Genomic DNA, 13,047 nt, shown 5'->3' on the forward strand with positions numbered 1-13,047 from the left:
TCTACGGGTGTGCGGAGGGGCGGGGCCCGGTGCGGACAGGTACTACTTGGCGCCGATCCAGCTCTCGATCGGGCTGAGCGCGAAGTACACGACGAACACTCCGGTCAGTACCCACATGAAGACGCCCACCTCACGGAACTTTCCCTGCGCCGCCTTGATCGCGGCGAAGGAGATCACCCCGGCGCCGACACCGGCGGTGATCGAGTAGGTGAACGGCATCAGCGCCACGGTCAGGAAGACCGGCACGGCGACGGCGCGGTCGCTCCAGTCGACGTGGCGGGCGTTCTGCATCATCATCGCGCCGATGACGACGAGCGCGGCGGCGGCGATCGGCCCCGGCACGATCTGGGCGAGCGGGGTGAAGAACAGTCCGGCGGCGAAGAGCACACCGGTGACGACGGAGGACAGGCCGGTGCGGGCGCCTTCGCCGACGCCGGTCGCGGACTCGATGAAGACGGTCTGGCCGGACGCCCCGGAGACGCCGCCGATCGCACCGCCCGCACCATCGATGAACAGTGCCTTGGACAGGCCGGGCATCCGGCCCTTGCTGTCGGCGAGTCCGGCCTCGGTGCCGACCCCGATGATGGTCGCCATCGCGTCGAAGAAACCGGCCAGCACCAGGGTGAAGACGATCACGCCGACGGTCATCACGCCGATGTCGCCCCAGCCGCCGAACTCGACATGCCCGAAGAGTCCGAAGTCGGGCATCGAGACCGCGCTGCCCCGCAGTTCGGGTGCGCTGCCGCCCCACGCCTTGGGGCTGATGTCGGTGACCGCGTTGACGAGGACGGCGAGGACCGTGCCGACGACGATGCCGATCAGGATCGCGCCGGGCACATTGCGGGCCTGGAGCATGAAGATGAGCAGCAGAGTGACGCAGAAGAGCAGTACCGGCCAGCCGGTGAGCTGCCCGCCGGTGCCGAGCGTGACGGGAGCGCCCTTGCCGACGAAGCCGGCGTTGACCAGGCCGATCAGCGCGATGAACATGCCGATGCCGATGGTGATGCCGTGCTTCAGGGCCAGCGGTATCGCGTTCATGATGATCTCGCGCAGCCCGGTGACGACCAGCAGCACGATCACTGCGCCGTACATCACGCACATGCCCATGGCCTGCGGCCAGGTCATGTGGGGTGCCACCTGGGTGGCGAGCACGCCGGAGACGGAGAGTCCCGCGGCGAGGGCGAGGGGCACCTTGCCGATGAAGCCCATCAGCAGGGTGGAGACGGCCGCGGCCAGGGCGGTCGCCGTGATCAGTCCGGCGTGGCTGAGCCGGTGGCCCGCCGCGTCCGGCCCGGACAGCAGGAGCGGGTTGAGCAGGAGGATGTAACACATCGCCATGAAGGTGGTGATGCCGCCGCGCACTTCGCGTGCGACGGTGGAGCCACGGTCGGAGATGTGGAAGTACCGGTCGAGCCAGGATCTTCCGGCGGGTACGCGCGAGCCTGAGCCCGCGTCTTCCGCACTTGTCCTGGGCTCCACTGACTGCTGGGTCATGATGCCTGACTCCCAAGGTTCACAGGGGCACCCGCGATGAAGAATCGATATGCGGGATTTGGGATGACTGCGCTGGCGGCACGACCCGGGGGACGGCCCGAGACGAACTGTTCATGCAGGGTGGAATGTGACGTGTGACGTAGAGCTGGCGGTGTGACGTAGCACTGGTGCTGGCGATGTGACGTGGTACTGGCCGTGTGGCGCAGCACGCACGGTGTGGTGTGACGTGTTACATGTGCGGCGTCACCCGCACTGCGGTGCGGCGTCACCCGCACTGCGGTACTGCCGTGTTGCGGTACTGCGGATCTCCGGGCGGTGCGGGCGACGGAAGTGCGACGTTCCTGGGAGGCACGCACCGCCCGGAGAGTTCGGTCGGAGCCGCGGCTCAGGTGCCGGTGAGGTGCTCGGGGCGTACCGGCGTCCGGTTGAGCTCCAGACCTGTCGCGTTCCGGATCGCCGCGAGGACGGCCGGGGTCGACGACAGGGTGGGGGCCTCGCCGATGCCACGGAGCCCGTACGGGGCGTGCTCGTCGGCGAGTTCGAGCACGTCGACGGGGATGGTCGGCGTGTCGAGGATCGTCGGGAGCAGGTAGTCCGTGAAGGACGGGTTCCTGACCTTCGCGGTCGTGGGATCGACGACGATCTCCTCCATCACCGCGATGCCCATGCCCTGGATCGTGCCGCCCTGGATCTGGCCGACGACGGAGAGCGGGTTGAGCGCCTTGCCGACGTCCTGGGCACAGGCCAGTTCGATGACCTTGACCAGGCCGAGTTCGGTGTCGACCTCGACGACCGCGCGATGGGCGGCGAAGGAGTACTGGACGTGGCCGTTGCCCTGTCCGGTGCGCAGGTCGAACGCCTCGGTGGGCCGGTGGCGCCACTCCAGTTCGATGTCGACCGCCTCGTCCTCCAGCACGTCGACCAGGTCGGCCAGCACCTCGCCGCCGTCGGTGACGACCTTGCCGCCCTCCAGGAGCAGTTCGGCGGTGGCCCAGGCGGGGTGGTACGTACCGAACTTGCGGCGCCCCATCTCCAGGACCTTCTCGCGGACGGCCTCGCAGGAGTGCTTGACTGCGCCGCCGGTGACGTAGGTCTGCCGGGAGGCGGAGGTGGAGCCGGCCGAGCCGACCCGGGTGTCGGCCGGGTTGATGGTGACCTGCGAGACGCCGAGTTCGGTACGGGCGATCTGGGCGTGCACGGTGACGCCGCCCTGCCCGACCTCCGCCATGGCGGTGTGCACGGTGGCGACCGGCTCACCGGCGATGACCTCCATGCGTACCCGGGCGGTGGAGTAGTCGTCGAAGCCCTCGGAGAAGCCGACGTTCTTGAGGCCGACCGCGTAGCCGATGCCGCGCACCACGCCTTCGCCGTGAGTGGTGTTGGAGAGTCCGCCGGGCAGCGCCCGTACGTCGGCCTGCTCTCCGGCCACCTCCCACTGCCGCTCGGGCGGCAGCGGCCTGGCCTTGACCCGGCGCAGCAGTTCGGCGACCGGGGCGGGCGAGTCGACGACCTGTCCGGTCGGCAGCAGGGTGCCCTGTTCCATGGCGTTGAGCTGCCTGAACTCGACCGGGTCCATGCCCAGTTCGGCGGCGAGCTTGTCCATCTGGGCCTCGTAGGCGAAGCATGCCTGTACCGCGCCGAAGCCGCGCATGGCGCCGCACGGCGGGTTGTTGGTGTAGAGCGCGACGGCCTCGATGTCGACGTCGTCGATGACGTACGGGCCGACGGAGAGTGAGGAGGCGTTGCCGACGACGGCCGGGGAGGCGGATGCGTAGGCGCCGCCGTCCAGCACAATGCGACATTTCATATGTGTCAGCTTGCCGTCGCGGGTGGCGCCGTGCTCGTACCAGAGCTTCGCCGGGTGCCGGTGGACATGGCCGAAGAAGGACTCGAACCGGTTGTAGACGATCTTGACGGGCTTGCCGGTGCGCAGGGCGAGCAGGCAGGCGTGGATCTGCATCGACAGGTCCTCGCGGCCGCCGAAGGCCCCGCCGACGCCGGAGAGCGTCATGCGGACCTTGTCCTCGGGCAGGCCCAGGACCGGTGCGATCTGGCGCAGGTCGGAGTGGAGCCACTGGGTGGCGACGTACAGGTCGACACCGCCGTCCTCGGCGGGCACGGCCAGACCGGACTCGGGGCCGAGGAAGGCCTGGTCCTGCATGCCGAAGACGTACTCGCCGCTCACGACGACATCGGCGCGGGCCGCCGCCGCGTCCGCGTCGCCGCGGACGATGGGCTGGCGGTGGACGATGTTGGGGTGCGGTACGTGCCCCGCGTGATGGTCGTCGCGGCCCTCGTGGACGAGGATCGCGTCGGGGGCGGTGGCGGAGGCCTCGTCGGTGATGACGGGCAGTTCGCGGTAGTCGATCCTGATCTTCGCGGCGGCGCGGCGGGCCGTCTCCGGGTGGTCGGCGGCGACGAGCGCCACCGGTTCGCCGTGGTGGCGGACCTTGCCGTGGGCGAGGACCGGGGTGTCCTGGATCTCCAGGCCGTAGTTCTTCACCGTGCTCGGCAGGTCGTCGTAGGTGAGTACGGCGTAGACGCCGGACGTGGCGAGCGCCTCCGAGGTGTCGATGGAGACGATCTCGGCGTGCGCGACCGTGGAGCGCAGGGTGTGGCCCCAGAGCATGTCCTCGTGCCACATGTCGGAGGAGTACGCGAACTCCCCGGTGACCTTGAGGATGCCGTCGGGGCGGAGCGTGGACTCGCCGATGCCGCCCTTGGTGCGGGTGCCCTGGTTGATGCTGGTGGGGTTGCCGGTTACGCCCATCGTCAGACCGTCTCTTCCGCGCGGGCGGCCGCGAGGCGGACCGCGTCGAGGATCTTCTCGTAGCCGGTGCAGCGGCAGAGGTTGCCGGAGAGCGCCTCGCGGATGTCCGCATCGGACGGTTCCGGGTTGCGCTCCAGCAGTTCGTCGGCGGCGACCAGCAGTCCGGGGGTGCAGAAGCCGCACTGGACGGCCCCGGCATCGATGAACGCCTGCTGGATCGGGGAGAGTTCACCGGTGTTCCGGCTCTCCTCGCCGACCGGCCCGGCCTCCCACCGCCGGGCCCTGTCGAGCGCCGTGCCGCACGCGCCGGAGGCACAGCCGCTGCCGGGGTGCTGCTCGGAGCGGTGGGCGGCGAAGTCCGCGAGGCCCTCCACCGTGACGACCTCGCGGCCCTCCACCTGGCCGGCCGCGACCAGGCAGGAGCAGACCGGGACGCCGTCGAGGCGGACCGTGCAGGAGCCGCACTCGCCCTGTTCGCAGGCGTTCTTCGAGCCGGGCAGGCCCATCCGTTCGCGCAGCACGTAGAGGAGAGACTCGCCCTCCCAGACGTCGTCCGCCTCGTGCCTGCGGCCGTTGACCGTGAAATTGACGCGCATGATCAGGCAGCTCCTTCGGTGCTGCGGCCGTTGCCGCGGTACGACTCCCAGGTCCAGCCGAGGGTGCGGCGGGCCATGATCCCGACCGCGTGCCTGCGGTAGCTCGCGGTGCCGCGCACGTCGTCGATGGGGTTGCAGGCGCCCGCGGCGAGCGCGGCGAACTGCTTGGCGACGGACGGTGTGATGATCGCGCGGCTGTCCCAGAACCCGCCCTCCTCCAGTGCGGCGTTCAGGAATTCCTCGGCCTCCTTGGCCCGTACGGGCGTGGGGGCGGCCGATCCGATTCCGGTGCGCACCGTGCGGGTCCCGGGGTGCAGTGCGAGGCCGAAGGCGCAGACGGCGATGACCATCGCGTTGCGGGTGCCGACCTTGGAGAACTGCTGCGGGCCGTCGGCCTTCTTGATGTGCACGGCCCGGATCAGCTCGTCCGGTGCGAGGGCGTTGCGCTTGACGCCGGTGTAGAAGGCGTCGATCGGGATCATCCTGGTCCCGCGTACGGACTCGGCCTCGACCTCGGCGCCCGCGGCGAGCAGCGCCGGGTGGGCGTCACCGGCGGGCGAGGCGGTGCCCAGGTTGCCCCCGACGCCGCCGCGGTTGCGGATCTGCGGCGAGGCGACGGTGTGCGAGGCGAGCGCCAGTCCGGGCAGCTCGGCGCGCAGGTGCTCCATGATGTGGCTGTACGGGACGGAGGCGCCGAGCCGTACGTTCTCCTGGCCCACCTCCCACTCGGTCAGCTCTCCGATGCGGTTCAGGTCCAGGAGGTACTCGGGCCGCCGGTGGTCGAAGTTGATCTCGACCATCACATCGGTGCCACCCGCGATGGGCACAGCCGTCGGGTGCTCGGCCTTGGCGGCGAGCGCCTCCTCCCAGCTGGCGGGGCGAAGGAAGTCCATGAGTGGCTCTCTTCTTCTCAATCGGGTCGTTCACTGGGGGGCGGTGTGCGGCCGGCCCTCGGCTTGTCGTTCATGTGTTGTTAACGCGGTGTGGGGCCAAGTACACAAGCCGTGCTCCACCCGGTGCAGTCACCGAAACCATGAAGGAGTTGGCTGGCCGATCTCCTCGTCTTGTAGATTCGAACGAATGGCGGGGTTCGGTGACCTCACCGCAATACCCAGTTTTCACCCGCACCAACGAAAGAGATCGGCGGCGACGAGATGCGGCTGCGCGCACTGCTGGAGACCGACGCGCTGGGCCTGCGGCTGCTCGGCGGCGAGGACGAGCTGGACCGTTCGGTCCGCGGCGTGATGACCACCGACCTGCGGGATCCCAGCCGCTATCTGTCGGGCGGCGAGCTGGTCCTCACGGGTCTGGCCTGGCGCCGGGACGCGGCGGACTCGGAGCCGTTCGTACGGATCCTGGCGGGTGCCGGTGTCGCCGGGCTCGCGGCGGGCGAGGCGGAGCTGGGCGACATCCCCGCCGATCTGGTGGAGGCCTGTGCGCGGCACCGGCTGCCGCTCTTCGCCGTCCATGAGACCGTCGCGTTCGCAACGATCACCGAGCATGTGGTGCGCCAGGTGTCCGGGGAGCGGGCCGGCGATCTGGCGGCGGTCGTGGACCGGCACCGCAGGCTGATGACCTCGGGCCCGGCGGGCGGCGGCCCCGAGGTGGTGCTCGATCTGCTCGGGACCGACCTCGACCTGCACGCCTGGGTGCTCTCCCCCACCGGCAGGCAGATCGCGGGCGCCGGTGAAACGTCACTGCCCGGCCCGGTCGGCGCCGCGCTCGCCGGCCACCATCTGGCCGCCACCCGCACCGGCCGCCGCGCTCCGCACCGGGCCACGGTCGACGGCACCGCGTATTCGCTCTTCCCGATCCGGAACACCGGCCGGGGCGCCCTCCCGGCCTCCCGCGACGTCCGTGAGTCGGTGCTCTCGGACTGGCTGCTGGCGGTCGAGGCGGACGCGAGCGACTGGCCGCCGGCCCGGCTGGACCTGCTCCAGGGCGTCACCCAGCTGATCGCCGTCGAGCGGGACCGCCGCGACGCGGCCCGTACGGTACGCCGCAGGCTCGCCCAGGAGGTCCTGGAGCTGGTCCAGACGGGCGCCCCGCCGGCCGAGATCGCCGCCAGGCTGCGCGTCGCGGCCCCGGTGCTGCTGCCGGGGCTCGGGAGCGCGCCGCACTGGCAGGTCGTGGTGGCGCGGGTCGAGTGGGGCGACGCGGAGGGCCGGGCCGCAGGCGGCGCCCAGGCGGGCTCCGGCGCCTCGGGCTCCGGGATCGCGGGCGGCCCGGTCGCCCAGGCGCTGCTGGAGGAGATCCTGGTCGACCCCGCGGTCACCGGCCCCGACTCGGCGGACCGGATCGCGGTCGCCCACACGGGTGAGGAGGCCGTCGCCCTCGTACCGCTGCCCGCGGTCGGCGCGCCCGCACCGGACCGGGACGGCGAGCGCGCCGAGGGACCGGACCAGGACCCGGCGCTCCACGCCGATGTGCTGCTGGCCGCGGTCCGCGAACCGCTCTCCGCGGGCCTCGCCGACGACGGGCGGCTGACACTGGGTGTCAGCGCGGCCGTCCATTCACCCGAGGGGCTGCGTGGCGCCCTGGAGGAGGCCCGGCACGCCCGACGGGTGGCGGCGGCCCGCCCCGGCCGGGTCTGCGCGGCCGGCCACCACGAGCTGGCCTCGCACGTGCTGCTGCTGCCGTTCGTGCCGGACGACGTGCGCCGCGCGTTCACCGCACGCCTGCTCGATCCGCTGCGCGACTACGACCGGCGCCACCGCGCGGAGCTCATCCCCACGCTGGAGACATTCCTGGACTGCGACGGTTCCTGGACCCGCTGCGCCGCCCGGCTCCACCTGCACGTCAACACGCTGCGCTACCGGGTCGGACGAATCGAGCAGTTGACGGGACGCGATCTTTCGCGGCTGGAGGACAAGCTCGATTTCTTCCTCGCCCTGCGTATGAGCTGATTTCCCGGCCCTGTCACGGCTGTTGGCCGCTCCGTTCGTTTGTGAAATCTTTCACCTGAGATTGAACGAACCCTTGGCCCGGCATACGGATCCGTGCTGAGATGCCGCCAGACCCAACAGCTCGATGGCGCGCTCGGGGAGGGCAATGTGGCGCATACCGCCATGTCTGGTTCCGGAACGACAGCAGATGACGATCCGCCGCTCCAGACAGCGGTATGGCGGCTGCGGTCACGCGCCTGCTGGACGGACGCCGCCGCGCTGCTCGAACCCGGCGCCGCCACCGATCCGGCCGCCGCGCTCCAGCGGACCGCCCTGCTGACCGAACGGTGCCTGTACACCGCGACGGGCTGGACCGACGCCGAGGACGCCCTGCGCACCGCGGAGGCGCTGGCCCACGACGACGCCGAACGCGGCGCGGCCGCCTGTGAACGCGGCCATCTGGCCTACGCGTCGACACTCCTGGGGGTACGGGACCGGGCCGACGAGGCCAGCGTCGCCCTGAGCCGGGCCGCGGCGCTGCTCGCCCCGTCCGCACCGGGCCGACCGCTGCTGGACTTCCGGCGGGGCCTGATCGCACAGAACATCGCCGATTCGCCGCAGGCGGCGCGCGCCGCGTACCGCAGGGCCCACGCCGGGGCCACCGCCCAGGGCGACGCGCTGCTGCTCTCCTCCACCTGGCGCCATCTCGCCCTGCTGTCCCTGCGCGAGGGCGAACTGGCGGAGGCCCGGCACGGCTTCGCGGAGTCCCTGCGGATAAGGGAGGAGCTGGGCTATCTGATCGGTACGGCCCCGGCCCTCATCGCCCTCGCGGACTCCGAGCCGGAGCCCGAGCTGGCGACCCGGCTGCGCGCCGAGGCGGGCCGGCTGTTCCGGCTGCTCGGCGGCGTACCGACGTGGCTGGCCCCGCATCTGGACCCGCCGCCCGCGGAGACCGTCGAGGCGAACTGAGGCCGATGTCCGGCCGGTCCTCGGGCGGCCGGACATCGCCCGGCCGGGACCGGCCGGTCCCGGACTGTCAGACCTCGGCGCCGGCGAAGTGCTCGCGCACCAGCGAGTGGACGACGGGCAGGTCCTGGGCGATCAGCGCGTCGAGCAGCGCGGTGTGTTCGGCGGCGTCGGCGAGGAGGTCGGCGCGGCGGGTGGCGGGGTTGTTCTCCAGCGGCCACTGGGAGCGGCGGTGCAGCTCGTCGGCGACCGTCACCAGCTGCTCGTTGCCGCAGAGCGCGAGTACGGCGCCGTGGAAGGCCCGGTCGGACTCGGCGTAGCTCGCCCGGTCGCCGACGGCCGCGGCGGCCACCGTGGCGTCGGCCAGCGGGCGCAGGGAGCACCAGGTGCCGGGCGGTACGGTACGGGCCAGCCGCAGCATCACGGGGACCTCGATCAGGGCCCGTACCTCGGCCAGCTCGGCGAGCTCGCGCGGGCCGCGCTCGGACACCCGGAACCCCCGGTTCGGCACGACCTCGACAGCGCCCTCGACGGCCAGCTGCTGCATCGCCTCGCGGACCGGGGTGGCGGAGACCCCGAACCGGGCACCGAGGGCGGGGGCGGAGTAGACCTGGCCCGGCACCAGCCGGCCGTCGACCAGGGCGGCGCGCAGGGCCTCCAGGACCTGGCCGCGTACGGAGTGCCGCTGCACCGCCGGCCGCGGGGCAGCCGGCTCGCTGTGAGTGTGCTCGCCGCGTGCCTGTTCGGGCACCCGGACGACCGCCGGGGCGGTCGCGGGCGCGGCGGTCCCGTACGCCTCACGCGCTCTGCGCTGCTCCACTCGGACCTCCTCGGCCTGCCGTGGGCGCGGCTCGCGTGCGCCATGCCCCTTGTGCACGATAGGCGCAGGGCGCCGCAGTTCAAACATCGATCCGTTCGGGTAAGGTAAGGCTAACCTGCAAACGGTCGCGATTCGGTGGTCCCTGCATGACACTCCCCGCCCTGCTCCCCGGCACCACGGCGTCCGCCGTGACGGACGCCTACGCGCGCCTCGCGGAGGTCTTTCCGGGCCTGCGTGCCCAGGTGCTGGCGGACGACGAGACCGCCCCCGGCGGTTCCGGCTGGGTGGGCGCGGCCGAGCTCGCCGCGGGGGGCCCGGCGCTCGACGCCTTCCTCGGCTGGGACCACGCCCAGGTGGTCCGGGACTACGGGCAGCAGCCCCGCCCCGACGTGGTCGCCAGCTTCGGACTGCACCGCTACGCCTGGCCCGCCTGTCTGCTGGTGACGGTGCCCTGGTTCCTGCACCGGCGGGTGCCCCGGGTCCCCGTCGCGGACGTGTCGTTCCAGCGGGCGCTGGGCCATCTGACCCTCCGGGTGAAGGAATTCGCCTGCCTGCCGGACGATCCGGCCGCGGTGCTGCCGGGCGCCCGGGTGGTGCCCGACGAGGCCGCGCTGCGGGCCGAGGTGCTGGCGGCGGTGGCCGACCACATCGGCCCGGTGCTCGACGGCTTCGGACCGCGGATGCGGCGCGGCCGGCGCGCGCTGTGGGGGATGGCGACGGACGAGATCGTCGAGGGCCTCTGGTACATCGCCCATCTGCTCGGCGAGGAACGGCGGGCGATGGCGGAGCTGGAGGCGCTGCTGCCGGGTACCACGAAGCCGTACGTCGGCAACGCGGGCTTCCGTGAACTGACCGGGCCGAACGGCGAGTCGCTGCCCACCCGCGACCGGGCGAGCTGCTGCCTCTTCTACACGCTGCGCCCCGAGGAAACCTGCGTCACGTGTCCGCGCACCTGTGACGCCGACCGGGTGCGGAAGCTGACGCCCGCTCACTGATCAACACCACCCGCGCGAGTAGTACAATTCGAACGCAACTCGTCGGACGCGTACGGTCATTCGACCGGATCCCCGTCATCCGTACGCCGTGCCGACCCAATGGCGTTCTCTTGCCCCGAAACCCCCGTGTGCACGACGGGGTTTCGGCAATCATGGCGCCCGAAATGCCCTACGCACTGCAAGGGACCGCGCATGAGACTGACCGACATATCGCTGAATTGGCTGCTTCCGGGCGCCGTGCTGCTCGTGGGAGTCCTGGCGGCGGTGGCGGTGGTCGCACGCGGCAAGCGTGCCGCTGACACATCCGCGGCCGACGACAGCTGGGAACGCAGCGAGGAGCGCCGCAGACGCAAGGAGGCCATGTACGCCACCGCCTCGTACGTCCTGCTGTTCTGCTGCGCGGCGGTCGCCGCCGCGCTCTCCTTCCACGGGCTCGTCGGCTTCGGCGAGCAGAATCTCGGCCTCTCCGGGGGCTGGGAGTACCTGGTCCCGTTCGGCCTCGACGGGGCGGCCATGTTCTGTTCCGTACTGGCGGTGCGCGAGGCCAGCCACGGTGACGCGGCGCTCGGCTCGCGCCTGCTCGTGTGGACGTTCGCGGGTGCCGCCGCCTGGTTCAACTGGGTGCACGCTCCGCGCGGCATCGACCACGCCGGCGCCCCGCACTTCTTCGCGGGGATGTCGCTCTCGGCGGCCGTGCTCTTCGACCGGGCACTGAAGCAGACCCGCCGGGCCGCGCTGCGCGAGCAGGGCCTGGTTCCCCGCCCGCTGCCGCAGATCCGGATCGTACGGTGGCTGCGCGCCCCCCGGGAAACCTTCGGCGCCTGGTCGCTGATGCTGCTGGAGGGCGTACGCACGCTGGACGAGGCGGTCGACGAGGTACGTGAGGACAGGCGGGAGAAGGAGCAGAACCGCCTCCGCAGGAAGGACCAGGAGAAGCTGGACCGGGCCCACATCAAGGCGTTGAACCGGCAGAACCGGGCCTGGCGCCGGGTCGGCCGGGGCGGCACCCAGGTGGATGTCCAGGCACTGGCCGCCACGCCGGGCTCCGCGCAGTCCGTCGTGGAGCCCGCCATATCCGAGCCGGGACAACTGCCTCTGCGCCCCCGGCCATCCCTGCAAGCCGTGACGGGTCCGAGCACCGGCAGCTCGGACCGGAGCCCCAATGATCCGGTCACCGTCGACCTCACCGCCGAGGACGACACCCAGGCGCTGCCCCGGCTCGATTCGCTGGAGCGGAAACTGAAAGATCTGGAGCAGCAGTTCGGCTGACGCCGGCAAGGCCCTGACGGCCCGGTCCCTTCCGGTCCGTCAGGGCTTTTCGCTGTCCCCTTACCGGTCTTGATGCCCGGTCAGGACATTTCGCCGTCCAGTTCGAACCAGACGACCTTGCCCAGCGCGTGAGCGCCGACGCCCCAGGCGTCCGCGAGACTCCGTACCAGGAGCAGCCCCCGGCCGTGCGTACCGTCGTCGGCGTCCGGTACGTACGACAGGGGCAGTCCGGGCATGAAGTCCCGCACTTCCACCCGTAACCTGGCGGGCGCCACGCTCGCCGTGACGACCGCGCCGTGCCGGGTGTGGATCAGCGCGTTGGTCACCAGCTCGCTGAGCAGGAGCTCCGCCACCCGGGCCGGCTCCTCCTTCCACCGGTAGCGCAGGAACTCCCGTAACGCGCATCTGACTTCGCCCACGGATGCCAGGTCGGTGCGGGCCAGTCTGCGGTGCAGCCGGACCGGCTGCCGGTCCCGCGCCCCCGGCCCCCGCGCCTCCGGCTCGTGTGCCCCCGGCTCGTGCGAGGCCTCGCCCTTCATGGAATCGGCATCTCCCTGACGCTCCATCGTCTCCCCCGCCCGCACAGTGATCGCCCCCTGCTCGTGGTCCCGGCTTCCCCGGGTGTCTGCTGCTCGTCGGACTCCTTCGCGGAACACTTTCACCGGGATGCATGCCCCACAGACGGGCCGCCACGCTTGTCGACTCATCAATAAGTGAACAGAGGACCGGCACCGGCCCGCGAACCTCCGGACATCTGCACGTCACATTTCCTGCCTCCGGGTTAACTTCCAAAAAATTCACATCGGTTGGCGTTGACGGGACCATGTCTACGCGCGTCATCATGGTGGCTATGCGAATCCCCCCACGGATCACCACGCTCGGTGGCGCAGCCGCCCTCCTGTCCGCCCTCCTCGTCGGCGGACCGGTCACCGCGGCCACCGCCTCGACCCAGTCCACCGATTCGGTGGGCAGCATCTGCTACTCGGCGCTGCCCTCCCAGGCCCACGACACCCTCGATCTGATCGACGCGGGCGGCCCGTTCCCGTACTCCCAGGACGGCACCGTCTTCCAGAACCGGGAAGGCGTCCTGCCCGGCCAGAGCACCGGTTACTACCACGAGTACACGGTCATCACGCCCAACTCCCCCACCCGTGGCGCACGTCGGATCGTCACCGGCGAGCGGTCGCAGGAGGACTACTACACCAGTGACCACTACGCCACCTTCGACCTGATCGATCAGGGCTGCTGAAGC

At 71.3% G+C, this 13,047-nt stretch carries 11 protein-coding genes; 5 read left to right on the plus strand and 6 right to left on the minus strand.

Annotation, left to right across the window (positions count from 1 at the left end):
* Positions 1–42: 42 nt before the first annotated feature.
* The 4 genes from ABZ622_RS16785 to ABZ622_RS16800 form a co-directional block, all read right to left on the minus strand.
* A complete protein-coding gene (locus ABZ622_RS16785; RefSeq protein WP_360543727.1) occupies positions 43–1,494 on the minus strand; it encodes an NCS2 family permease in 1,452 nt (483 codons plus the stop codon).
* A gap of 385 nt (positions 1,495–1,879) precedes the next feature.
* Positions 1,880–4,264, minus strand: coding sequence for a xanthine dehydrogenase subunit D (gene pucD / locus ABZ622_RS16790; RefSeq protein WP_360543729.1), 2,385 nt, complete (start codon positions 4,262–4,264; stop codon positions 1,880–1,882).
* Positions 4,265–4,266: 2 nt separating this feature from the next.
* Positions 4,267–4,860 carry a (2Fe-2S)-binding protein gene (locus ABZ622_RS16795; RefSeq protein WP_360543731.1) on the minus strand — a complete coding sequence of 198 codons (594 nt, stop codon included), beginning with the start codon at positions 4,858–4,860 and terminating at the stop codon, positions 4,267–4,269.
* Between the two features lie 2 nt (positions 4,861–4,862).
* The gene (locus ABZ622_RS16800) at positions 4,863–5,753 is read right to left on the minus strand and encodes a xanthine dehydrogenase family protein subunit M (RefSeq protein ID WP_360543733.1); all 891 of its coding nucleotides are present in this window, start codon (positions 5,751–5,753) and stop codon (positions 4,863–4,865) included.
* A 261-nt stretch (positions 5,754–6,014) separates the two neighbouring features.
* Here ABZ622_RS16800 and ABZ622_RS16805 point away from each other — a divergent pair, with 261 nt between their 5' ends.
* The gene (locus ABZ622_RS16805) at positions 6,015–7,766 is read left to right on the plus strand and encodes a PucR family transcriptional regulator ligand-binding domain-containing protein (protein WP_360543735.1); all 1,752 of its coding nucleotides are present in this window, start codon (positions 6,015–6,017) and stop codon (positions 7,764–7,766) included.
* 162 nt (positions 7,767–7,928) lie between these two features.
* Positions 7,929–8,714: a hypothetical protein gene (locus ABZ622_RS16810; protein ID WP_360543737.1), complete on the plus strand. Its 786-nt coding sequence runs from the start codon at positions 7,929–7,931 to the stop codon at positions 8,712–8,714.
* Positions 8,715–8,781: 67 nt separating this feature from the next.
* Here the strand turns inward: ABZ622_RS16810 and ABZ622_RS16815 are convergent, their stop codons facing one another.
* Positions 8,782–9,531 (minus strand): GntR family transcriptional regulator, encoded by a 750-nt coding sequence (locus tag ABZ622_RS16815; RefSeq protein ID WP_360543739.1) that lies wholly within the window; start codon positions 9,529–9,531, stop codon positions 8,782–8,784.
* A gap of 146 nt (positions 9,532–9,677) precedes the next feature.
* On the opposite strand from ABZ622_RS16815, the gene ABZ622_RS16820 reads away from it, so the two are divergent.
* The gene (locus tag ABZ622_RS16820; RefSeq protein ID WP_360543741.1) at positions 9,678–10,526 is read left to right on the plus strand and encodes a (2Fe-2S)-binding protein; all 849 of its coding nucleotides are present in this window, start codon (positions 9,678–9,680) and stop codon (positions 10,524–10,526) included.
* Between the two features lie 192 nt (positions 10,527–10,718).
* Positions 10,719–11,795, plus strand: a complete 1,077-nt coding sequence (locus tag ABZ622_RS16825; protein ID WP_124721288.1) for a DUF2637 domain-containing protein — start codon at positions 10,719–10,721, stop codon at positions 11,793–11,795.
* Positions 11,796–11,875: 80 nt separating this feature from the next.
* On the opposite strand, the gene ABZ622_RS16830 is transcribed toward ABZ622_RS16825, so the two are convergent.
* The gene (locus ABZ622_RS16830; RefSeq protein WP_360543968.1) at positions 11,876–12,238 is read right to left on the minus strand and encodes an ATP-binding protein; all 363 of its coding nucleotides are present in this window, start codon (positions 12,236–12,238) and stop codon (positions 11,876–11,878) included.
* A 407-nt stretch (positions 12,239–12,645) separates the two neighbouring features.
* Between ABZ622_RS16830 and ABZ622_RS16835 the strand changes: the two genes are divergently transcribed.
* Positions 12,646–13,044, plus strand: coding sequence for a ribonuclease domain-containing protein (locus ABZ622_RS16835; protein ID WP_266910666.1), 399 nt, complete (start codon positions 12,646–12,648; stop codon positions 13,042–13,044).
* Positions 13,045–13,047: the final 3 nt, after the last annotated feature.

The sequence above is a fragment of the Streptomyces sp. NPDC007164 genome (genome assembly GCF_040634135.1).
In the GTDB taxonomy this organism is placed as follows: Bacteria; Actinomycetota; Actinomycetes; order Streptomycetales; family Streptomycetaceae; genus Streptomyces; species Streptomyces sanglieri.